This is a genomic window from Leptospira venezuelensis (assembly GCF_002150035.1).
GTDB lineage: Bacteria > Spirochaetota > Leptospiria > Leptospirales > Leptospiraceae > Leptospira_B > Leptospira_B venezuelensis.
The window spans coordinates 687,111-708,147 of sequence record NZ_NETS01000010.1 but is presented as its reverse complement, the minus strand read 5'-3'; the positions used below and the strand labels follow the sequence as shown (position 1 = coordinate 708,147).

The 21,037-nt window shown below is 38.0% G+C and carries 24 protein-coding genes; 13 read left to right on the top strand and 11 right to left on the bottom strand.

Annotation, left to right across the window (positions count from 1 at the left end):
• The first annotated feature begins 14 nt into the window (after positions 1–14).
• Positions 15–1,112, top strand: coding sequence for a quinone-dependent dihydroorotate dehydrogenase (locus tag B1C82_RS10535; RefSeq protein ID WP_086447537.1), 1,098 nt, complete (start codon positions 15–17; stop codon positions 1,110–1,112).
• 2 nt (positions 1,113–1,114) lie between these two features.
• Here the strand turns inward: B1C82_RS10535 and B1C82_RS10530 are convergent, their stop codons facing one another.
• Positions 1,115–1,777 (bottom strand): hypothetical protein, encoded by a 663-nt coding sequence (locus B1C82_RS10530; RefSeq protein ID WP_086447536.1) that lies wholly within the window; start codon positions 1,775–1,777, stop codon positions 1,115–1,117.
• An 89-nt stretch (positions 1,778–1,866) separates the two neighbouring features.
• On the opposite strand from B1C82_RS10530, the gene B1C82_RS10525 reads away from it, so the two are divergent.
• Together B1C82_RS10525 and hpt are read left to right on the top strand one after the other, a co-directional pair.
• Positions 1,867–2,364 carry a SixA phosphatase family protein gene (locus B1C82_RS10525; RefSeq protein ID WP_086447535.1) on the top strand — a complete coding sequence of 166 codons (498 nt, stop codon included), beginning with the start codon at positions 1,867–1,869 and terminating at the stop codon, positions 2,362–2,364.
• Positions 2,361–2,903 (top strand): hypoxanthine phosphoribosyltransferase, encoded by a 543-nt coding sequence (gene hpt, locus B1C82_RS10520; protein ID WP_199775751.1) that lies wholly within the window; start codon positions 2,361–2,363, stop codon positions 2,901–2,903. Before B1C82_RS10525 ends, hpt begins: the two co-directional genes overlap by 4 nt.
• Here hpt and B1C82_RS10515 read toward each other — a convergent pair.
• On the bottom strand, positions 2,888–3,502 hold the full coding sequence (locus B1C82_RS10515) for a hypothetical protein (RefSeq protein WP_086447534.1): 615 nt from the start codon (positions 3,500–3,502) through the stop codon (positions 2,888–2,890). The two genes, hpt and B1C82_RS10515, sit on opposite strands and share 16 nt — an antisense overlap.
• Between B1C82_RS10515 and B1C82_RS10510 the strand changes: the two genes are divergently transcribed.
• The gene (locus tag B1C82_RS10510) at positions 3,489–4,589 is read left to right on the top strand and encodes a hypothetical protein (RefSeq protein ID WP_086447533.1); all 1,101 of its coding nucleotides are present in this window, start codon (positions 3,489–3,491) and stop codon (positions 4,587–4,589) included. The genes B1C82_RS10515 and B1C82_RS10510 overlap by 14 nt on opposite strands.
• A gap of 5 nt (positions 4,590–4,594) precedes the next feature.
• On the opposite strand, the gene B1C82_RS10505 is transcribed toward B1C82_RS10510, so the two are convergent.
• Both B1C82_RS10505 and B1C82_RS10500 read right to left on the bottom strand, forming a co-directional pair.
• Positions 4,595–5,164: a DUF1569 domain-containing protein gene (locus B1C82_RS10505; protein WP_086447532.1), complete on the bottom strand. Its 570-nt coding sequence runs from the start codon at positions 5,162–5,164 to the stop codon at positions 4,595–4,597.
• A gap of 72 nt (positions 5,165–5,236) precedes the next feature.
• Complete coding sequence (locus B1C82_RS10500; RefSeq protein WP_086447531.1) at positions 5,237–6,484, bottom strand: citrate synthase family protein; 1,248 nt, start codon at positions 6,482–6,484, stop codon at positions 5,237–5,239.
• Between the two features lie 75 nt (positions 6,485–6,559).
• Here B1C82_RS10500 and B1C82_RS10495 point away from each other — a divergent pair, with 75 nt between their 5' ends.
• From B1C82_RS10495 to B1C82_RS10485, 3 genes are all read left to right on the top strand, one after another.
• On the top strand, positions 6,560–7,693 hold the full coding sequence (locus tag B1C82_RS10495; RefSeq protein WP_086447530.1) for a citrate synthase/methylcitrate synthase: 1,134 nt from the start codon (positions 6,560–6,562) through the stop codon (positions 7,691–7,693).
• Between the two features lie 162 nt (positions 7,694–7,855).
• Entirely contained in the window at positions 7,856–8,650 is a 795-nt protein-coding gene (locus B1C82_RS10490) for a hypothetical protein (protein ID WP_086447529.1), read from the top strand.
• 61 nt (positions 8,651–8,711) lie between these two features.
• The gene (locus tag B1C82_RS10485; RefSeq protein WP_086447528.1) at positions 8,712–9,200 is read left to right on the top strand and encodes a hypothetical protein; all 489 of its coding nucleotides are present in this window, start codon (positions 8,712–8,714) and stop codon (positions 9,198–9,200) included.
• Here B1C82_RS10485 and B1C82_RS10480 read toward each other — a convergent pair.
• The 5 genes from B1C82_RS10480 to B1C82_RS10460 form a co-directional block, all read right to left on the bottom strand.
• On the bottom strand, positions 9,197–10,294 hold the full coding sequence (locus B1C82_RS10480) for a M23 family metallopeptidase (RefSeq protein ID WP_411550325.1): 1,098 nt from the start codon (positions 10,292–10,294) through the stop codon (positions 9,197–9,199). The genes B1C82_RS10485 and B1C82_RS10480 overlap by 4 nt on opposite strands.
• Before the next feature lie 96 nt (positions 10,295–10,390).
• Positions 10,391–11,305 carry an alpha/beta fold hydrolase gene (locus B1C82_RS10475; RefSeq protein ID WP_086447527.1) on the bottom strand — a complete coding sequence of 305 codons (915 nt, stop codon included), beginning with the start codon at positions 11,303–11,305 and terminating at the stop codon, positions 10,391–10,393.
• 104 nt (positions 11,306–11,409) lie between these two features.
• Positions 11,410–11,880, bottom strand: coding sequence for a hypothetical protein (locus B1C82_RS10470; protein ID WP_086447526.1), 471 nt, complete (start codon positions 11,878–11,880; stop codon positions 11,410–11,412).
• Positions 11,877–12,290: an acyl-CoA thioesterase gene (locus tag B1C82_RS10465; RefSeq protein ID WP_086447525.1), complete on the bottom strand. Its 414-nt coding sequence runs from the start codon at positions 12,288–12,290 to the stop codon at positions 11,877–11,879. Before B1C82_RS10465 ends, B1C82_RS10470 begins: the two co-directional genes overlap by 4 nt.
• Positions 12,291–12,406: 116 nt before the next feature.
• A complete protein-coding gene (locus B1C82_RS10460; protein WP_086447524.1) occupies positions 12,407–13,123 on the bottom strand; it encodes a glycoside hydrolase family 25 protein in 717 nt (238 codons plus the stop codon).
• 235 nt (positions 13,124–13,358) lie between these two features.
• Between B1C82_RS10460 and B1C82_RS10455 the strand changes: the two genes are divergently transcribed.
• From B1C82_RS10455 to B1C82_RS10430, 6 genes are all read left to right on the top strand, one after another.
• Positions 13,359–13,895: a flagellar protein FlgN gene (locus B1C82_RS10455; RefSeq protein WP_162494895.1), complete on the top strand. Its 537-nt coding sequence runs from the start codon at positions 13,359–13,361 to the stop codon at positions 13,893–13,895.
• Positions 13,896–13,917: 22 nt separating this feature from the next.
• Entirely contained in the window at positions 13,918–15,828 is a 1,911-nt protein-coding gene (gene flgK, locus B1C82_RS10450; RefSeq protein ID WP_086447523.1) for a flagellar hook-associated protein FlgK, read from the top strand.
• Positions 15,829–15,860: 32 nt separating this feature from the next.
• Entirely contained in the window at positions 15,861–17,126 is a 1,266-nt protein-coding gene (locus B1C82_RS10445) for a flagellar hook-associated protein 3 (protein ID WP_086447522.1), read from the top strand.
• A gap of 96 nt (positions 17,127–17,222) precedes the next feature.
• Complete coding sequence (gene fliW / locus B1C82_RS10440) at positions 17,223–17,672, top strand: flagellar assembly protein FliW (protein ID WP_086447521.1); 450 nt, start codon at positions 17,223–17,225, stop codon at positions 17,670–17,672.
• A complete protein-coding gene (csrA, locus tag B1C82_RS10435; RefSeq protein WP_086447520.1) occupies positions 17,673–17,933 on the top strand; it encodes a carbon storage regulator CsrA in 261 nt (86 codons plus the stop codon).
• A complete protein-coding gene (locus B1C82_RS10430) occupies positions 17,851–18,768 on the top strand; it encodes an SHOCT domain-containing protein (protein ID WP_411550319.1) in 918 nt (305 codons plus the stop codon). Before csrA ends, B1C82_RS10430 begins: the two co-directional genes overlap by 83 nt.
• 158 nt (positions 18,769–18,926) lie before the next feature.
• On the opposite strand, the gene B1C82_RS10425 is transcribed toward B1C82_RS10430, so the two are convergent.
• Positions 18,927–20,087, bottom strand: a complete 1,161-nt coding sequence (locus B1C82_RS10425; protein ID WP_167373756.1) for a hypothetical protein — start codon at positions 20,085–20,087, stop codon at positions 18,927–18,929.
• Positions 20,088–20,325: 238 nt separating this feature from the next.
• Positions 20,326–21,009, bottom strand: coding sequence for an SIMPL domain-containing protein (locus B1C82_RS10420; protein WP_086447517.1), 684 nt, complete (start codon positions 21,007–21,009; stop codon positions 20,326–20,328).
• Positions 21,010–21,037: the final 28 nt, after the last annotated feature.

Here is a 21,037-nt window from a genome sequence, read left to right as displayed (position 1 = left end):
CTAAAGAGGACCGGATGAATTCAGAATGGAAACAATGGGTTTATGAAAAAACTGCAAAACCTTTCTTCTTAAGCATTCATCCTGAATCTGCCCATTATTTAGCCCAAAACTTGCTTGGGCTTTCTAAAAAACTTCCATTTGTGTTTCCTGTTTTGGAATCACTCATGACTTATTCCAGCGACCGACTCAGAACAAAAATCGCTGGAATAGAATTTGCAAACCCTGTCGGTTTAGGTGCCGGTTTTGATAAGACAGGAGAATTGTATCCGTTCCTTTCTAGATTAGGTTTCGGTTCTATTGAGATCGGAACGATCACTGGTCAGGCGCAACCAGGGAATCCAAAGCCAAGAATTTTCAGATATGCGGAAGATGAAGCTTTGATCAATCGTATGGGATTTAATAATCCTGGCGCGGATGAAGCGGAGAAAACTCTCCAAAAGCAGAAGAAAAACTGTGTCAGAGGGATTAATGTAGGGAAAACAAAAATTGTCTCTGAGGAGAATGCAGTTGAAGACTATGTATACTCCCTGAAAAAACTCATACCTTATTCAGATTATGCAGTGATTAATATCTCCTCACCTAATACCCCTGGTCTTAGAAATTTCCAAAAGAAAGAAAATTTTATAAAGTTAATGGATGGAATCAGAAGTGGACTAGGTGGAAAATTTCCAGTCCCTACTTTTGTAAAATTTGCTCCTGATATGGAAAAAGAAGAACTGAAAGGTTTGTTGGAACTCCTACCAGATTCTAAATTATCAGGTGTAATTCTTACGAATACTACTATCGACAAATCGGTTTTATCCAGATATCCAAATGTTGAAAAAGAAGGTGGGGTTTCCGGAAAACCTCTTCGCCAGAGATCCACAGAGTTTGTAAAATATGCTTACTCTATCTTAAAAGGAAGTCTACCTATCATAGGAGTTGGCGGGATTAACTCGGGAGAAGCCGCATTAGAAAAAATTCTAGCAGGCGCGGACCTGGTTCAATTATATACAGGCTATGTATATAACGGTCCTTTCTTACCTGTGAGAATATTAGAATATTTAGATGGAGTTCTGAAGAAAACCGGCGTGAAATCGATTGGTGAATTAGTTGGAAAGAATAAGATCTAATCTTATTCTTCCGATACTTTACATTTTCCTTTTTCGTCCCATTCTGCTTTCCAAGCGGCGGAGTTTTGCTCCTTCACCAAACGAATTACTATATCTGAACAAACGGTTTTAGAACCGTTTTCTGAAACTTCGAAATCTCCCTCGTACCTAAACCAAAATTGTTCTTTATTAGGAGTAAGATTTTGTCCGAATTCTGGCTCTGTTAAACGAATTGAGTCGACCGATTTAGATCTTCCTTTCTCTTCTAGGATCGCTTCTTCTATGATTTGGTAGACTTCGTCTTTTGACGGTGGTTCTTTTCCTGGTTCGGTCACTACAACAGATCTTGCCATTCCAATATCAGAGAAGACCCAACCTTTTTCTCTTATGAATTGGTAAATCACTCCCACTGGAGTTTTGGTTGTCTGGCCTTCTTTCTTTCGAGTAGTTACGAAGAAGGAAAATTTATATCTTAGATCAACTGGTGCATTTTCTTCTGGAGCTTCTTTCTCGATCAGCTTAGGTTTTCCTGCAGCTTGAACGGAAAGTATTCTGTCTCCTGGGAATTTTTTAGACCATTGATTTTGTAATTCTTTTTTAGCCTTTTCCTCATCAGGAGTTCCTGCAATTTGTGAAGAAAGGTTTGTGGCAAAGGATATTAATAGGACTGTTCCGATAATATACATCCTTAACATAGCTCATGAGTTTTATCGTCAGGAAAGATCCTTGTCAATGAAATTCCAGATTCGAAAGTTTTATCGCGGAGGAGAGAATTTTGAAAGAGATTCATCTCATAAGACATTCTAAATCCGATTGGAGTGATACTCATTTAAAGGATAAGGAACGTCCTTTGTCAAAGAGAGGTCGTAAAAACGCGCGATTTTTAGGAAAATATGTGGAGAAGGTTTCCTTTGTTACGGATATCGCCCTTGTTTCGCCATCGATCAGAACTTCGGAAACTTGGAAGATATTACAAGGTTTTCAGAATATTACAAAGGACACTAAGATTATAAGTGAAATATATGAGGCAGAATATTCTGACTTACTTAGGACCTTAAGAAGTCTATCTTCTAAAATTAATAATGTAGTTTTGATCGGTCATAATCCGGGAATGGAAGATCTGGCAAATTATTTACTATTAGGAAATAATACCGATTCCCTTTTCGAAAAATTTCCAACTTCTTCTTTTATAAGTTTAGTAACAGATCAAAAAGAATGGGCAGATTTGGAAAGACAGAGTTGTAGACTTAAAAGGTTTTGGATTCCATCATGAACAATACTTCAAATTTTAATAATATACCCTTCCAGACCTTATTCAGTGAAGAAAAGGTCGTCTCAAGAGTCAGAGAATTGGGCTTACAGATTGCAAGTGACTATATAGAAAAAAATCCTATTTTTATATGTGTCTTAAGAGGAGGAGTTTACTTCTTCGCCGATCTTACTAAAGCGATTCCAATTCCGATAGAATTAGATTTTATACAAGCAAAATCATACGTTGGAACTGAATCATCTGGAAATGTGGAATTGCTTAAAGATCTGGATTCGAATATCGCAGGAAGAGATGTCTTAATTGTAGAAGATATTGTGGATACAGGCCGCACACTGAAATTTTTGATCTCTCATATTCTTTCTAAAAAGCCAAAGTCCCTCGAAGTAGCATCTTTATTATTTAAAGAAGGCGGAGAGGCAGTGGGATATCCAATCAAATACGTGGGTTGGAATATAGGAAAAGAATTCGTGATCGGATACGGTTTGGACTATGACGGCAAATTCAGGAATCTACCTGGAATATTTCTTTATTCAGAAGAATGAGGAGTATCCTCCGATTTTTTGATCAATGTCTTTAGTCCTGAAATGGACGTTTCTAAATCTTGGATCCTAGGTAAAAACTTCTGCCCATCTATAAAACTTTTACTTTCATTCTTTCCAAGCTCAGAATAGATTTCGGCGCTAAGATCATGGTAAGCTTTTTGTAGACTTATAAAAGAAGATTCTAAATGTCCGGGGGAGAGAGCCTTCTTCTTTATTCTATACTTATGAATAAGAGAAAATCCAAACTTAAGAACCACGAAAATATAAGCCGGAAGAAGAAGGATGAGCGCAGTCTTTGTGACCGCGAAAATTTCCCAAGACTCGGAAATCGTATGACTTAAGAAGGATCGAAGTCCTGAGATAAAAACCACAGAGATAGTATAGTTCACTCTTGGGGTCGAAGGAGATAAGGTATTGATAACGTATAATAATGGCAGTGAAAGTATTAAAACCAAGACCAAATCGATAGGAAAGAGATTTGAAATCAAATCCAGAAAATGAACGATGGCCTTATAGGTTTTCACCAGGTCGTCTACGGATTGGTTTAACCTGTCAAAGTCCGCTTTTAGATTGGAGAAAAACTGGGTGATCTGGTTCATTAATTCGTTTCCTAAAATTCCAGGATGGGAAAAGAGAACAGCCCTATCTCGAAAGCTGCAAGAACTTTCCTTAACTAAAAAACTCTTCCTGGTATATTCTGTTTTTGCGTTATATTTTTTATTCTATCATGAGGCTCATCTTCCACTGTTCTGGATGGTCGGTCTGGCTTTGATTGGCTACATTGTGTCAGGTATTCTTTTTTGGGGGATTGTATTCGCTTTCCGCAAACTAGAAACTAAGGTCGTTTTACCTGCGATTTTTGCAGAAGTAGGAATCGAAAGACCAACCATTAAACTAGTTCCTTGGGTAGAAGTTGGGTTCTTTGCCTTTTCAATTCTCGCCTGTTGGCTCACTGGATTTTTTGAGAACAGATCAGGAATTCTTTTTCTTTTGGTTTATGCTGCAGGTGTTTTAAGCGCAAGGCTCATAGACAACAAAACATATTATAAAATTGGATTGTTAGGATTAGTTATTCTGTCTTCTGGACTTATCAGCTTTAAAAGTTTGCAGAAAGCTGAGATATTCGTAGCTTACTCCATGTTCAAACCTGATTTTGAGCAAAAAGATCTATCTCGTTGGAATTACAATGCGGAGAATAGAACCTTACATAACGAAGACTTGAAGCTCGACATTCTTTTGCCGGAAGATTTTTATTTTCATAATCCTCAAAATTTGAATTTAGAAGATAAAACGGGAATTGGACAAATAGCAGGAATTATTTCTACGAGTGATTCCGATCCGAATCGTTATCCAGCTATCAGAATATTTTTTGTTCCATTCCGGTTTGATGATGAATCTGAGCTACTTTCAGAATTCAAAAAGTTTTTAGATCTCCAAGTGCAAAGAGGAGATATCCAGGAATTGAACGAATTAGAAAGAGAAGTTTTCGAAGACAGATATTATGGGACCTTCTGGACATTCTATGACGTTCTTAGGCCAAGATATGCAAAAACCGGAATGTTCTTCTTAGCAAAACACAAACAGCCCTTTAGTTTGGTCTTTATTATAGACGAAAGCCTGATCAAAGGAAGAAGACACGAAGAATCCGTGGAAAAAATTCTGACCAGCGTAAAGATAGAAGAGTAAGCGCTTTAACTAATAGTTACGTAATCTAAATGGTTCGCAATATGCATTGCATGAGCGAGTTCGTACTCTTGTTTAGTTAGTTTTCCATAAGCAAAGTGAGGAGCAAATTCTCCAGTATAATTGGAGAATTTCGTGATCGCTTTTTTTAATTCAAGAACACTATCCGAAATTGAAACTCCAGGCTGTAAAACATCTGCTCCGGGGATAGGTGCATTCAAATCGTGAGACATCTTCCCTTTTATAGAGAAATTCCAAAATGCAATCTTACCTAAAGTGTTTTGGAAAACTTCGGATTTATTTTCCGGATAACCTTTAATAGAATAATAAATACTTTGAGCACAGTGAAGAAGTATCTGGCTTGGGCTCCATTCTCCGTACGGAATAATTGTTTTAGAGAGAAGTATTCTTTCCAACTCAGCATTCACTTCCGAAAAATTTGAAAGTTGAAGTCCTCTTTCTTTTACGCCAGCAGGTGCGCCAGAGCAAGACTCTAATACGGTTGCAGAACTTGTGATAATTCCGACAGCTACAGCTTTTTGTATAAATTCTTTTCTGGAAAAATTAAGATCCGACATAGAGCACTCCACAGTTCTTTATTTCTGTTTTCCTATAACTAATGTAAAGGATAGAAAGAGTCAAGAATTTGATTATTCTTGGGGAAGGTTTCCAATGTACTTAGCTCTCGGTCGGATCAAGTTTCCAGAATCGTATTGCTCCATTGCATGAGCTAACCAACCTGCAGTTCTGCCGATCGCAAAAATTCCGATGCCTGCACCTTTAGGCAATTTGAGAGCTTTAGAAACAAGTGCAAGTCCTGCATCTATGGTTGCATAATCTTCTAGAAGATCTTCTATCTGTTTTAAGAATTGTAAATATAGTTGGATGTCAGGATCTTCTGGAAAAAATCTTTCTACCATCTCGATGAGTTTTCTGCCTCTTGGATCTCCTTTTTTATAGAGCGGATGACCAAAGCCCGGGATGTTCTCTCCGTTCCTTAATTTTTCTTCTAAGAGTTGTTTATCTTTCTTTTTGTTTCCGCTCGCTTGGGAAAGAAGAAGGATTGCTTTTTCAGTAAGTAATCCATGTTTTGGGCCGGATAATGCAGCGAGTCCAGCAAGTACGACTTGGTAAAGAGAAGCCTCACTGGAAGCAACACATCTTGCAGTAAAAGAAGAAACATTCAATTCATGGTCCGCGGAGAGTATCAAAGCCGCTTCTAAAAGTTTGAGTTTGGATAAAAAGTCAGGATCTTCCTTTTTTCTGGATGGGACCCAGCTATTTAATAGTGTTTCTGAAATTTTTCCTTCCGATTTAGTTCTGCCTGAAGAGAAAAGAGTAAGATATCTTAAGATAGAGGAAGAAGTCTTTCTGAAAGTTTTAGGATCTTTTCGAAATGCCTTTGCATCTTCATATTCTAAAAAAGGAAGTAGTATCCTGGAAATATCTAGGATGGGCCGACCTTCTAATAGTTTTAATATTTGACTACATTCTTCAGATAATGTAGGCCAATCTGATTCGAATGGATTTGTTTCTATTGTTTCCCAAAGTAAACAAGCAACATCTTCAAAACTTCCGTTCTCTGAAAGCTCTAGAACATCTTTCCCTCTGTAAAAAAGAGAATTTTCACCAAGCAAAGTAATGGAAGATTCTAAAACAGGTTGCCCTAAGGATAAAGCAGCTTTAGCAGTTTTTCCTGGTTGGCTTCGTTCTTCTCTACGCAATAATAATTGTTCTATATCTTCTCTTCTATACCTTTTACTTCTGTCTTTATTGCCACCAGATTCAGAATGCAACAAGCCGCGACTAACGTATGCATATATGGTTTGGACTTCTACCCCTAAAGCAGAGGCGGCTTCATCAGCATTTAAGAATGGTTTTTTTGAAGAAAAAGCCATATATTGACAATATAATCAATATTGACTAAAGACTGTCAACTCGCTAAACTCTATTAGAAATAAAGGAGAAACATCATGCTAATCTCTGAACAGGAAAAAGAGAAAATTTACAGCCCAGGGTTAGAAGGAATCCCGGCGGCGAGAACCAAACTTTCCCAAGTGGACGGAAAGGGAGGAAGGCTGATCATCGCAGGTTATGCTGTGGAAGAATTCGCAGGCAAGGCTGTCTTCGAAGAGACCATCTTCACGCTTTGGAATGATAGAAGGCCAAAACCTACCGAAACAAGTTTGTTCTCAGAAGAACTTAGAACCTCTAGAAGATTTTCTAAAGTAATACGAACTATCATTGAAGAAGCAGTCTATGCAAATCTTCCATTGATCGATATCTTACGAATCGGATCAGCTGCTCTTTCTTTAGGTTCTCAAAAAGAAGATCCTAGAAAGGATGCAATGGCTGTTCTTTCTACATTTCCTTTGATAGTTGCTTGGGCATACCGTTTGTTAAAGGGACAGGCTCCTATTCTTCCAAGGCAAGACCTGGATATTGCAGCTAATTTTTTATATATGTTGAATGGCACTGATCCTGATCCGAGAAGTGTTCGTGCATTAAATACATATTTAAATACAGTATGTGATCATGGATTGAATGCTTCTACATTTGCGGCGAGAGTAATTATCTCTACACAGTCTGATATGATCTCTGCAGTCACGGGAGGACTTGGTGCATTAAAAGGACCTCTACACGGAGGAGCACCTGGACCAGCATTAGATACTGTTTTCGAGATAGGGGCTAAGGAAAATGCGGAGAAGGTACTAAGAGAAAAATTAAAACATAATGAAAGATTAATGGGTTTTGGACATAGAATCTATAAAGTTAGAGACCCTCGTGCGGATGTTCTTGCGAAGGCGGCGAAAATTCTATACGACACCGATGAAAAAAGAGAGTTTTATGATCTTGCAATGTTTGTGGAAAAAACTGCTTTGGAATTGCTGAAAGAATATAAACCGGATAGAGTTCTACAAACCAATGTAGAGTTTTACACCGCGCTACTTCTTCATGGATTAGGATTTCCGACTGAGATCTTTACTCCTGTATTTGCAATGGGAAGAGCAGCAGGTTGGACTGCACATTGTTTTGAACAAATACAAGAAAGGATCTTAAGACCGGATGCGATCTATACAGGAGAGGATGGAAAACTTTGGAATTGAAAAAAATTGAAGGAAGTAGGATCGTTTTAAGGTCAGAATTTTGACCGAGTTCTTTTCAAAAAAGATATCATATATATGAGTCTTCGGAACAAATATAAACGATCTCTGCTACTTTTCGCTTTTATAGGCGGTATTTTCCTCGGGACTTGCAATGGGTCCATCATGCTAAGCTCTAAAAAGGTTGAACAATACGTTCAAAAGATAGCAGCTAATAATGTTTATATGTCTTCTTCTGTGGGGGTTGGAGGTGAGAAGCCAGACCAATATATATATTATGAAAAAATGATGGATAAATCAACGAGAGACGATTTAATAAATCTATTGGAACATGAAAATACAGTCGTTCGAGCATACGCCCTAGAGGGGATCATTGATCGAGGAATCGCAATGGACTACTTCTCCTTAGCTAAACGTTACTTATATGAATATCAATCGGTTTCGATCTTATTTGGTTGTATAGGTGGAAATCGATATATAGGTGATCTTTTTTTAGAGATTCTAATTCCAAAATTGAATAAGAATGAACTAAACGATCTGGAATCTATCGTTTTGCAAAATCCAGGAAAGACCGTATTTGCATCGACCATTATTGAAAAAATCCAACCAGATCCAAAAAATTACGATTTGATCCGAAATTTGGCAAAGTCAAAAAATCGGAATGCTTTAATAAAATTGGCAGAATTTGGAAAGGAACAAGATTTTCCTTTAATACTCTCACTTAAAGATCCTAAAGACGATGACAGCCTCTTTGATTATTTTAAAGCCATTAAGTTTTATAGATCTCCTAAACTAAAACCGGAACTGAAGTTATACTCTGATAATATATTGCACTCAAAAGAGCATTACCAAAATCAATGGAAGTTCTTTTACCAGGCTGTAGCGCCATATCAGGATTCTTTTTCTAAAGAAATTTTGAATGCTCCGTTAAAATTAAAAAAAAAACAAAGATTTACGTGAATATATTATAAATTTTGCATTTGATGCAATAGCCCCTAATGAAAGCGGATTTTACGACGATTTGTTATTTGAATATTGGGATAAAGAAAATGTAACAGATCTAAAAGTAATAGAATACTTTGCAAAAAAATATCCTGAGAAAATTCTAAAATATGTTCGAATTACTTTAAATCGGATCGACAAAGATCCTCTGCATGAATTTTCTTTGGAAGCGGTTCTAAAATTGGCATTTGAACAAGACTATGAAAATACAGTTCAAGTTTTATCTTCTAAACTCACGGCTCTAGACGTGCATTCCTTTCAAGTTTTAGCAAAATTTGGAAGGAATTACCATCATAATGATTTGAAATCCGCCTTTTTAAGAACATTAAAGACTGAAGATAATACGTACATTATAATTTCAGCAATTCGAGTCTTAGGAACATATAAGGATCCGAATCTGGAAAAAGAGCTAATGAATATTTACTCTACAAATTCCAAAATGAAAAGCAGATTTAGTAAAAATGAAATTAAGGAAATTTTAACTCGAACTGATTGGCCTGAGGATTAGGGTTTAGGTCTTTTAGATTTTACATTCACTAGATCAGTTTGAACAACTGAAAGCGGATCGATCATAGTTCCTAAGACTCTAAGTCCTAAATGTAAATGAGGGCCAGTTGACATACCGGTGGATCCTATCTTTCCAATCAAATCTCCCTTCTTCACCTTATCGCCTGGTTTTACTAAAATTTCAGATTGGTGCATATATAAGGAATATATTTCTAAGCCATGATCTATCACGGTGAAGTTTCCTTCGTAATACATAGATCTTGCTAAGATGACAGTGCCGTCGTTGATTGCGTAGATTGGATCTCCTACACCGCCCTTGAAATCGGAACCACCATGTGGGCGACCCTTCTCTTTATTATAGATCCTACGCTTATAAAAAGGACTGTTTAAGATAGGATTATGAACTGGATATTCAAAATCTGTTTCCACTTGAAGATCAGACTTAGATTGAAATGCTTTTGCTTTTGCTTCTGAACATTCTTTAATGAAAGCTTTTGTTTCATCTGAAAGCTCGTCAGTTGTGTACTGTTTATCCATCGTAAGATGCGAAACTTTTGAAGTTGCGAAATAAGTCTTTTGGATTGGGATCTCGTACTTCTTGGAATCGTTTTTAGTAAAAAGATGCTTTTCAGTTAATTCCAAAACTCCATATGGTTTGGAAAATTCTGGCGAAACAGGAAGAAAGGTGAGAATATAACCATCTCTTAAATTAAATGGTATCTCCTGTCCTTCCCAGTTGATTGTGAAATTTCCGAGCTTATCTAAAATTTTAGGCAAAGGTTTTATTTTTAAAAAAAGAAGTTCCCCTTGCGCGAATTTTCTGCCGGCAAGAGAGAATGAAAACAGTTCTTCCTGTTTTTCTACGATTTCACCTTTCAGCCTTTTGGATATTTTCTTCTCAGCGGAAACAACAGTCTCAGTTTTTTTTTCTTCCTTCTTCTTTTCAGATTTAGAATTTAAAGCTACTTGATTTAGCTTAGGAAGAACAGAAGCCTTTTTAGGTTCTTCTTTTTTCTTTTTATTGGGCTCTTTTGCAAAATGTAAGGAGCTAGAAAAAATGACTAAGGAAACAAATAGTAATATGTTTTTAGAAATGTTGCGCATTGGAAAAAGAGTCCGGAGCACGGACATTCTTATAATCGGATAAGACGAATATTGGTACAGAAATATTTTTCCAGATTTGGAAAGAATCTATTCTTCCATTAAAAAGGACTCCAATTCTGGGTTCAATATTTCAGGGATCTCATGATGGATCCAATGAGTGCCCTTCGAAAAAAAACGAACTGAAGCATCAGAAAATAATTCTAGGGTCTCTTCCGCCATTTCTTTTGCTAAAAACCTATCTTTTTCTCCCCAGAAAATGCGAGTAGGTACTTTAATTTTTCTAGTTCGTATCAATTTAGGAGGATTCTTGACTGCTGCCCGATACCAATGAAGCATTGATTTTATACATCCGGGAATTGCCCAGACTTCTTTATATATAGAGATCTCTTCTGGAGAGAATGCTCCTTTCATAGATGTTTTGGTTAAGGATCTTTCTAATTTTCTGAAATTTAATCTGGAGAGTAAGAACTCAGGTAACCAAGGAATCCGAAAGAAAAGGATGTACATACTCTTCTTCCTTTGAGACTTATCAGAAAGGATTTTTCGTTTCATGATCGTTGGATGAGGAACATTTAATATACATGCTTTTCTAAATCGTTCAGGGAACTTAGAAAGAGTCCAATACGCTACAGCCCCTCCCCAATCATGAGCGATAATATCTGTTTTAGAAATTCCATAAACATCTAAAATTGAAATGATATCTTCGGATAAAATATCCAATCCGTAGTCTGAAATTGATTTAGGTTTGGAACTTCTTGCATATCCTCTTTGATCTGGAGCGATCACAAAATATCCAAGTTTTGCAAAGTAACCAATTTGATTTTTCCAAGCATAAGAAAATTCAGGAAATCCATGCAATAGAAGTAATGGTCTTCCGTCTTTAGGGCCTGACTCTAGTAAGAAAAATTTTTGTCCGTTAGCTTCTATGTATTTAGAACGGACTTCTGGAAAGTCGGAAGGAAATGGGAATATATTTTGCTTCTCTAATAGTTCGATAGACATGATTAAGGCGCATTCTATTTCACTTTTAAGTTAAAGCAAGAACGAATAAACTATTTCAATTTATGTAAACGATCGTTTACTAATGTATGAATATTTGAAAACTATTAAAAAAACAGCGGCATCGGCATCATGGAACCAAAAATGCCGGAACAATATGCGAATGTTGAAAATCTATAATTTTTCATTTCCTCGGGTTCTGAAGATGGGTTACCTCCCGCTGCATCGGTACAAGGATCTGCTGCGATAAGAGTTATGCAGAGGTTAACTTCTCTCTTTTTATAATAATCACGCTCCGCACATCCTTTGATCATATCTTCATCTAGTTCAGTACAGGGATCAGAGGCAGCCATGAAGAGATAACTAGTTTCATAGTTGTACAAAGACTCATGAAACCCTTTACATCTTGCCGATAAACCAGCAACGACAACAGCTAGTTTTTCTTGGGCTTGTTTATAGTGTATCTTGGAATTATCCAAATCCTCAACTTCTTCGAAAAAAAAGGAAGTAACACACGACGAAGTTAAAGCTAAGGAAGTAGAAATAATTAAGATCTTAAATAGCGATTTTGCATTCATAGATATTCCTCTAATTTTCTGCGAACATCCTGAGGCCAATTAATCAGGCTTAAGCTTGCTAAAGATGCGAATCCGTGTAAAAAATCTCCAGAGCATCTTTTTTCGCCGTTACAGGTAGCTTCTATATTGATTAATATATTTTGGCGCCTCAAACGTTTCACTCTTACATGAAAACTTAATATATCTCCTAACTTTGATGGGTTATAGAATTTAGCGATAATTTTCATTGCAGGAATGCCTTGAGAATCATTGGTCACCATTTGTGGAAATCCGAATCCGATCCCTTCTCTGAACCAGTCTTCTATAGCTTCTACAAACAAATTGAAATACTGAGGAGTGAAGACTACACCTCCGGGGTCACAATGCTGCATTCGAATTATTTTGCTGATAGTATAAATTTTATTCTGCATGATGATCTCGTTTTGTTTATTCTACTTAAAGGGAATATCAATTTAAAAAATCCGGAGTAGAGAATTTACTTAGATTTATTTGGGCTCAAAACAAAGTAAAGGCATAGTCATTAATTCTATAATTTATACAGAGACTCTTCGTCTCCGTTCCATACATTTAAATCTACTGGACCGTCTATGCCTGAAATCCTCGCACGGCTATGGTATTGCCAAATGAACCATTTTCTTTCAAATGAAGAAGCTGGATGCCCGAATATATCTCTGATCCAAACAGGATATTCTAAAAAATCGGTATCTAGGTATTGATCTATAAACTCATAGGTAAGGTACAAGAGCGGTCTTTTACCATAATAATTTTCTAATGCAATTAGAAATTCCTGAATCTCTTTTTTTACATCCTGCAATGGTGGTCTTTCTTTACAGTTTCCCACAAATTCAAGATCAGCAACAGGAGGTAATGCTTTAGGATCTTTTGGAACATAGGAAATAAAATTGGCGGCTTGTTCTTTTCCAGAGCGGCATAGAGTGAAAAAATGATAAGCTCCGACTCTGATACCTAATTCGTTTGCTTCTTTCCAGTTTCGCGGGAAAGCTTTATCTTTCCAATCTCCTCCTTCGGTAGCTTTAATGTAAGCGAAGCTAATTTTATTTTCTGAAACCTTCTTCCAATCGATATTTCCTTGGTGATTGGAAACGTCGATCCCCCGGATCGGGTACTTTGATTGGGAAGGATATGCAAACCAAATAATTCCTTTGTCGAAAGCAGTATATACTGCAAAGACCAAAAGTAGTAGGGAGCTGATGAGAGTTAAAAGTTTATAAAGGAATTTCATTTGGTTTTACGAATAATAAATCTGTATTCTTTCGAAACTAGGTCATTTGTTTTCTAAAAATCGTAGACCTGAGTAAATTATGTCTCTTGTTGGAATTCCTACATTCGGTAAATCGTCCGCTTCTCTTTAGAAAATTCTTCTTACTTTACCTTCTCTGCTTTATAGCCTCTGAATTTATAAAAAAACCCCTCATAAAATTCTGGATTCCGCCGAAACAAAGAACAGGGACCGGACAATGATATTAAATAAAGAGGAATGGTTGGATCGGGTGTCTTCTCTTTTCGAGGAAGAAATCCGACTGTACTCCGAAATCCTGGAGTTAGAGAAAGAAAAGACTGAATCGATCACGAAAGCGGACGGAAGATCTTTGGAAACGATTTCTAAAAAGACCTACGAATTGATCGTTCATGCGAGCGAACTGGAAAGAGTTCGTATGTCCGCTATTCATGATGTTTATACATCAGGTAATTTAGGAATTCCTAAAGAAGGCGAACTTACTCTTACTGATTTTTTAAATAAGATAGATCGTGAATCCGAGCACAAATTGAAACAACTCGGAACAAGATTAAAGGATACGGTTCACAGGCTTAAAGATAAGATCAAAGCCAATGATAAATTGATCCGAACCAGACAGGAATTTTTGAAGGCCACCATCGACGCGATGCGAACTAACGCGAACAGCGGAGAAGTTGCAGTTTACGAGGATGAAAATCCAAGCACAGTCAGGAACAAGAAGAAACGTTCCTCGGTATTAGTAAACGCTTCTGCGTAAGATTGGATAGGAGGGAAGAAGTATGGGATCCACATTCTCCGGATTAGAAATTGGTAAAAGAGGTCTTGCGGCTCATCAGCAAGCCTTACAAACTACCGGCCATAATATTTCAAACGCGGATAATAAACATTATTCTCGCCAAAGAGTTGTTTTACAAGCTACTGATCCTCTGTACGAACCTTCTTTGAATCGTGCTCATCTTCCTGGTCAAATCGGTCAAGGTGTTGAAATCGGTTCCATCGAACGTGTTAGAGATAATTTTATCGATGATAGAATTATTGAAACTTCCGGTGTGAAGGATTATTGGGCCGCAAAGAACGAGTATCTCTACCAAGCAGAGAATATCTTTAACGAGCCTAATGGCACTACTTTAAGAACTTTGATGGATAAATTCTGGTCTTCTTGGGAAGAACTCGCGAATTATCCTGAGGATAATGCACATCGTTCTGTGGTTTTGGAGAAAGCACAAGGTCTCGGAAGTAGAATTGAAGATGTGTATCGTAAACTTTCTCAATTAAGAGACCAATCGAATCGTGAGATTGAAGCTCATGCGCTTCATTTGAATACGATCGGTGAAAATATTCGCACATTAAACGAAAGAATCGCTAAATCGGAAGCATTGGGTGATAAACCGAATGATCTTTACGACAAAAGAGATGCTCTTCTTCAAGAACTTTCCGGTCTGACTGATATCACAATTGGTAGAAGCGATGAAGACGAGCTGATGGTATTCATTGGTCAGCAGATCCTTGTCCAAGGTGGAAAGCTCAACAAAGTAGATGTATTAGGAAATCCTGCTAAAGATGGTCTATTAGATCTTTATTGGAAGGTTACTGGAGATCCGGTCCTTCTCCGCAAAGGAAGACTACAAGGTTTGATCGAAGTTCGAGATAAGATATTGGGCGAGAAGATCGACCAAGTGGATGCTCTTGCGATCAACGTTATGGACGTGATCAATGAGATCCATAAAGACGGTTTTGGTTTGAACGGAAATACAAATCAGAACTTCTTCGATATTCGTTCTTTAGCTTTGAATACTTTCGGTGAGTATGATTCAGACGGCGATGGCCAGAATGATATCTCTGCGATCTTCAGAGTTACTGGTAAGAATACTTTGGATCCGGATCGTCCTGTAGGGATCAGCGGAACCATGACATTCTTAAAACCTGATGAAAAAGAAACTCAGGTTTTAATTCCTTATTCTGCAAACGATACTTTGAACGGAATTATCAAACGTATTAATGCTTCTAAGGTTGGTGTTGTGGCTTATATGAACCACGATAACCAGTTGGCATTCAAAGCGACTGTTGCAGAAGATACTCCTAAGAAAAATTTCATTCTTAGACATATCGAAGATTCTGGAGAATTATTAGTTGGTTTGACAGGAATGCTGATGGCTTCCGGACCTTCTGGAGCGTATGATTATAAACGTTTGGGCGAGATCACTAAACTTCAATCCAAGCCGGAAGACATTACTTTAACTCCACACTTCCATCCTTCTTCTCACTTTAAAGTGAATGAACACATTGCGAATAACGTAGCAAATATCGCAGCCGCAAGAGGAAAGGATGTTGGTGGAACAGGAGATTATAATTCTCCTGGGGGCCATAAGGACGGAAGGAATGCTCTATTAGTAGCTTCTTCTCTTAGAAATAATCCTGTGATGGTGGATTATTCCAAAACCACGGATGATTTTTATAATAGTCTGATCTCTAAACTTGCGACTGAAGCAAGAGAATCAAAACAGGAATTTGGAATTCAATCAGATCTTATGACCGAGCTCGAGAATATGAGACAATCGGTGATGGGTGTAAGTTTGGATGAGGAAATGGCCAATATGGTTCAGTTCCAGCACTCGTACAATGCGTCAGCAAAGATGATCAACACTATGAATGAAATTCTAGATACCATCATCAATCGTTTGGGCGCGTAATTCCGCCGGAATAGCAAGGAGGCGAAGCCATGATGCGGATCACTAACATGATGCAAAATAACAGTCTGGTGAGGACTTTGAATCGTCACCAGTTGTCATTGGACGAAACCCAAAACCAATTGGGTACTGGGCAAAGAATTAGGACTCCTTCCGATGATCCAGGAAGAGCGACCAACCAAATGTTCTTCCGTTCCAGAATGAACGAGTTGGATACTTTCCAGGCAAATATTGACGACGGTTTCGGAAGATTACAACAGATCGACGGAGAATTGGATAGAATAGGTAACTTGTTCCAAAGAGCGAGAGTTCTTGCAGTCCAGGCTTCCAACGGTATCTATCAAGGTGATAAAGGTTTCGAATTAGAAGTTGCTGTCGGTAAAGAGATAGATGAATTATTAAGAGCGTTAGTCGATATAGCAAACACTAGAGATGCCACAGGAAGGCCCCTTTTCGGTGGGCATGTGATTGAAAGGCCTCCTTTTGAACCGATCGAATCTAAAATCAAAGGACTCCAAGGTTTGGAATTAAAAAACCAATACATCGGAGTAGAATATAGAGGAGATATCGGAGAGCAGATCAGAGAAATTGAAAAGGGAGAGTATATCCCTGTAACCATTCCTGGAAACAAGGTGTTTTGGGGAACAAACATGAGTGTTACCAGTCGTGTGGATAACTCAGGTTACGTAGCAGTCTCTGATCAAAAGTTTAAGATAGATGAAGTAGAGATCCAAGTGTCCGCAGGCGATACTATTGATGATATCATCGATAAGATCAATAACTCTCCAATCGAAGCTAAGGCAAATAAACTTGCTCAGGATAATATCAGTCTCAGTTCCACTGCACCTCATCAGATCTGGTTAGAGGACGTAGATGGAGGAACAGTTCTTAGAGATATCGGTTTGATCGATGCTGGCAACTCTGAGCCGCCTAATAATTATAGCAAGTCTGCAACTGTCACTGGGCTTTCTGTATTCGATGTATTGATCCAATTCAGGAACGATTTGATCCAGAAAGATCAAGAAAGAATTTCAGGTCGTGACATTCAAGACTTGGATCTTGCATTAGAGAATGTTCTTCGTTATAGATCCATAGTGGGTGCAAGGATGAATCGTATGGAGGAACATTCTCAAAGAGTTTCCTTTGATAAATCCTATATGACCGAGTTACTTGCTAAAAACGAAGGGATCGATTTCCCGGAAACTATCATGAACTTGAAGTGGCTGGAAACGATCCATCAATATGCGCTTAACGTAGGTTCCAAGGTAATCAAATCTACTTTAATGGACTTTCTAAGATAAGAGTTGGATGTCCCAATATTAGTTTTGGGAATTCTTCTTGTAGTGATTTGAAAAAAGTATAAACTTAGAGCATTGCTCTGAAAAACAGGTCGGTCGATGATTGAGATCCAAAGTAAACCTTTCGGAAAAATAGAAGTTTCTGAGCGACAACTTATCAAATTTCCGGAAGGACTTCTAGGTTTCGGGGGATACAAAAGTTTTGCCCTAATCGAAGAAGACGAAGAGTCTGTATTCAAATGGCTACAGTCCATTGACGAAGTGGACCTTGCTTTTGTAGTAATTCCACCTTCTCTATTCAAAAAAGAATATAAACCGATTTTGAGCCAAGAAGAACTTTCTCAAATCGGGTTGCAGGATGTTTCAGAAGCTTTGACCTTAGTCATTGTGACGATTCCGAACGACGATCCTGCATCTATGACAGCAAATCTGCAGGGCCCTATTTTGATTAATAAGACTGATTTGACAGGTCGCCAATTCGTATCACGTAACGAGATCCATTCTGTTCGTGAAAGAATTTTGGAAAGTGCCACTGTGGAGATGTCCTAAGTGCTCGTACTAGCTAGGCGTACTAACGAATCCATTATTATAGGTGACGATATCGAGATCGTTATCGTTGATATCAAAGGGGATCAGGTAAAGATCGGAGTTAAGGCCCCTAAAGAAGTTTCCGTACATAGAGCGGAAGTGTATCGTGAGATCCAGGCTGAGAACAAGAAGGCCGCCGGTGCGAAAATTAAGCCGGAGGAATTGGGAAAAATTGGCAGCATGCTTAAAAAAACCGATCCGGGCAAAAAAGAAAAACCTTAAACTTCTAGGTTTCTTTCTCACCCTTATATTTACGATCCACTGTTTGTCTTCCCAAAGAAAGGGAATGGCTTCCTCTTCGGATTCAATCGTATTATATTATCTTAAAAAAAGTTCGGACACTCCAATCTTCTTGCAAGCGGAGACTTGGTTGCCTATCGCTTCTGGAGTTTTAACTGGAGCAGGGCCGGACCAATTGGACAGGACAGAGTTCATTTCCAGATGGGACAAACTTTTTAAATTTACAGGGGTTTCGGAGACGGGAGTCTTTAATTCGGAACCAATCAGATTATTTACGGAAGAAGAATCCTCTCGTCTTGGAGAATTATTATATAGGGCAGAGGCGGAAATTCCAGACGGACTTCCTCAAGCATACCAAGTCATTATTAAAAGAGAAGATCCTATCAGACCTGGACTTAGGATCAGAAGAACCATTTTTTATATTAGAAATAGTCCGGAAGGAATCGTATTAGAATTTTCTGAAATAGGACAAATCCTTGATTTTCAAACCACTTATTCTTTTAGAGATTGGACTTTGGTTCCTATCTCTAAGCCGGAACCTTCTTCCCGTAATTCTATTTATCTTCCAGAGATCCGTCCGGAAGGTTTAGAATATCTTACATTTACTACAGAAGGAGAAGATGTAAAAAATCGTCTCATTGTAAAAACCGGATTTTGGACCGCAATTCCATCTAAGAAGAATGTTGGAACTCCGACTAAAAAAATCCCAAAAACGATAGAAGACCGATTGAGAACTTTACAGGAACTTTTAGATAAGGGATTGATCTCTAAACAGGAATACGAAAAGAAGAAGGCGGAAATTCTAAAAGAATTATAGTCCGCAAAGCGGGCTTCAGGAGAAACGCGACTATAGTCCGTTCCGAAACTTATTATGATAGATAAAACCCGGAAATTTTTCAGCCTCCGGGTTTTTTGAGAAGAATATTATAAGAGCCTGTCCCAACAGGTCCAGGCTCTTGAAGCCCGCTTTGCGGACTATAGATTCTTAACTAACCCTACTGTTCCTCCGTAATTTCCGAACTGCTCGTTATCTGTAGTAGAGCTTAAATTAGGGACTGTACTTGCTTCTACAAGTCGGCCTCCGGATATGGAAGGTCCCTTTACTTCTCCTACACTGAAATAGGTAAGTTGGTAGAAACCACCAAATCTGATCCCAAATGTTTCAAAAGGTTTAATTACAAAACCTGTTTCGAAAGTCATAGTAAATCCGGAAGCTCCCGCAAAGAATCCGTCCTTAGATTTGAACGCATTAAAGTCTAAACCGTTATATGCGCCGGCAGTAGCTCCTGTATTTACGCCTAACTGCGCAGAACTTAATGATAATGTTCCCCAGAAGAAGCTTGTATCACCACGGAAGTACCAGTTCATCCAACTCCACATAGGGACTGCGACACCGTAATCCAAAGAAAGTGTAGTGATATTATATCTAAGATCTCCAAATCCAATCGCATAACCTGACATTCCATCCGAACTTCCTGAGCTAAAACCAGGGAGTTTGAGTCCGAAATTGGAATAGTCTCCACTTGTTTTACCTTGCCCATATCCGATTGAAAATTCATAACTTATATTATTCGAAGTGTTTAAGTTTAAAGGACCCCAGCCGTACTTTACTTTCCACTCATTGGTGGTTGTAGTAATTTTATCAGTGGTGTATCTATTAGAAGTACTAGTCGTAGTAGTTTCTGTTATAGATTTTTCTCCCAAAGAGGCCACGATACCAATAAAGGTATTATCTGATAATTGATGCGAATATCTGATCTTAGGAAAGCCTCCGCTCGGAGTCGTTTTACTATCTTCTTTGAAAAATTCAGGAGTTCCACCTAATGCGCTTCCTGCAATCCTAACACTATTTAAGATTCCGTTAATAGATTGAGGCCCGCCTTGGTTCAGGCTTCCTGCAACTCCATCTAATTCCAAAATATGTAATAAACCATTTCCATATGAACTACTATTACTTGAGGAAGAGTTAGAAGAGTTGCTTCCTCCTATAGGAGTTTGGTCTTGAGGCGGTTGCTGTTGATTATTGTTCGTAGGTTGATTTTTAGGCTGCCTTTGATTATTCGGATTTGTTGGTTGTCCGAATAAAGAAAAGCAAACTAGATAAGTTGCCAATAAAGCTAGAATCTTTTTTTTCATGAGGTGCCAGAGTAATAATTTTTTTCCCAAAACACCAATTATTCTAGAAGAGAGCAAGGAAAAAAACAAAAGACCGGAGCGGCCCCCGAAAGGGCCGCTCACGTAGTGAGAATAGTGAAGAGAATTGGATATATGTTAACTATTTACCGGGTTATTGGTACTTAGGTAACAATCCATAAATACCATACCCATATAACCGATTGAAAAGACAGATTTTTTTCACTTATTTGCTGATTTTTTAATAAGAAACTTTCAATAAGATCTTCGCTTCACGAAATAAATTTCCAGCTTCGATTGGAGTCGCAGATTTTGCGCTCATAGTTTGAAAACCATCCATCATAGGAAGTGGTTCGGAAATTTCTTGGAAGTCGGCTCTAATCTCTACAAAATCCTTAAATTTCAAACCGAGTGCTGAGAGAATAATATCAGCTTTTTTGCGAGCATCCTTCGCGGCTAACTGCAAAGCTTCTTGAGAAGCCTTTTCTAAATTTGCATCCGTTGCCTGCAATCGGATCCCAAGAATTTGATTTGCTCCATTTTGAATGGATTCATCTATAAGTTTACCTGCAGATTCTACTTTAGATCTTATTAAAACTGTATTGGACGCTACATAACCTTTGATCTGTCTCGCTCCAGACTTAGGATACTCATAAATTGTTTGAAGACGGATTGCTTCTGTCTGTAACGAATGTAAGGACTGTTTTTTGAGATATTTTACGAGAGAATCAGTCTTTGCAGAAGTTTTTTCATGAGCTTCTTCTGCGGTTTTTGCTTCTGTTTCTACTCCAATACGTATTTCTATAAGTTCTACGGGAACGGCGACTTTAGAGAACCCACTGACAATCAGAACCTTTTCTTGTTCTGCAAATGCGGAACCTAAACTAGCGAATAATAATATGCACCCGAATAATATCTTTTTCATAAAAACTCCGAAGGTAAGACCTTTTTCC

Bases quoted from the DNA above. Each gene is read 5' to 3' on its own strand.
- B1C82_RS10535 (WP_086447537.1), top strand. From the start codon at position 15: ATGAATTCAGAATGGAAACAATGGGTTTATGAAAAAACTGCAAAACCT.
- B1C82_RS10530 (WP_086447536.1), bottom strand. From the start codon at position 1,777: ATGTATATTATCGGAACAGTCCTATTAATATCCTTTGCCACAAACCTT.
- hpt (WP_199775751.1), top strand. From the start codon at position 2,361: ATGAACAATACTTCAAATTTTAATAATATACCCTTCCAGACCTTATTC.
- B1C82_RS10515 (WP_086447534.1), bottom strand. From the start codon at position 3,502: ATGAACCAGATCACCCAGTTTTTCTCCAATCTAAAAGCGGACTTTGAC.
- B1C82_RS10505 (WP_086447532.1), bottom strand. From the start codon at position 5,164: ATGTCGGATCTTAATTTTTCCAGAAAAGAATTTATACAAAAAGCTGTA.
- B1C82_RS10500 (WP_086447531.1), bottom strand. From the start codon at position 6,484: ATGGCTTTTTCTTCAAAAAAACCATTCTTAAATGCTGATGAAGCCGCC.
- B1C82_RS10495 (WP_086447530.1), top strand. From the start codon at position 6,560: ATGCTAATCTCTGAACAGGAAAAAGAGAAAATTTACAGCCCAGGGTTA.
- B1C82_RS10490 (WP_086447529.1), top strand. From the start codon at position 7,856: ATGCTAAGCTCTAAAAAGGTTGAACAATACGTTCAAAAGATAGCAGCT.
- B1C82_RS10475 (WP_086447527.1), bottom strand. From the start codon at position 11,305: ATGTCTATCGAACTATTAGAGAAGCAAAATATATTCCCATTTCCTTCC.
- B1C82_RS10470 (WP_086447526.1), bottom strand. From the start codon at position 11,880: ATGAATGCAAAATCGCTATTTAAGATCTTAATTATTTCTACTTCCTTA.
- B1C82_RS10465 (WP_086447525.1), bottom strand. From the start codon at position 12,290: ATGCAGAATAAAATTTATACTATCAGCAAAATAATTCGAATGCAGCAT.
- B1C82_RS10460 (WP_086447524.1), bottom strand. From the start codon at position 13,123: ATGAAATTCCTTTATAAACTTTTAACTCTCATCAGCTCCCTACTACTT.
- B1C82_RS10455 (WP_162494895.1), top strand. From the start codon at position 13,359: ATGATATTAAATAAAGAGGAATGGTTGGATCGGGTGTCTTCTCTTTTC.
- flgK (WP_086447523.1), top strand. From the start codon at position 13,918: ATGGGATCCACATTCTCCGGATTAGAAATTGGTAAAAGAGGTCTTGCG.
- B1C82_RS10445 (WP_086447522.1), top strand. From the start codon at position 15,861: ATGCGGATCACTAACATGATGCAAAATAACAGTCTGGTGAGGACTTTG.
- fliW (WP_086447521.1), top strand. From the start codon at position 17,223: ATGATTGAGATCCAAAGTAAACCTTTCGGAAAAATAGAAGTTTCTGAG.
- B1C82_RS10425 (WP_167373756.1), bottom strand. From the start codon at position 20,087: ATGAAAAAAAAGATTCTAGCTTTATTGGCAACTTATCTAGTTTGCTTT.
- B1C82_RS10420 (WP_086447517.1), bottom strand. From the start codon at position 21,009: ATGAAAAAGATATTATTCGGGTGCATATTATTATTCGCTAGTTTAGGT.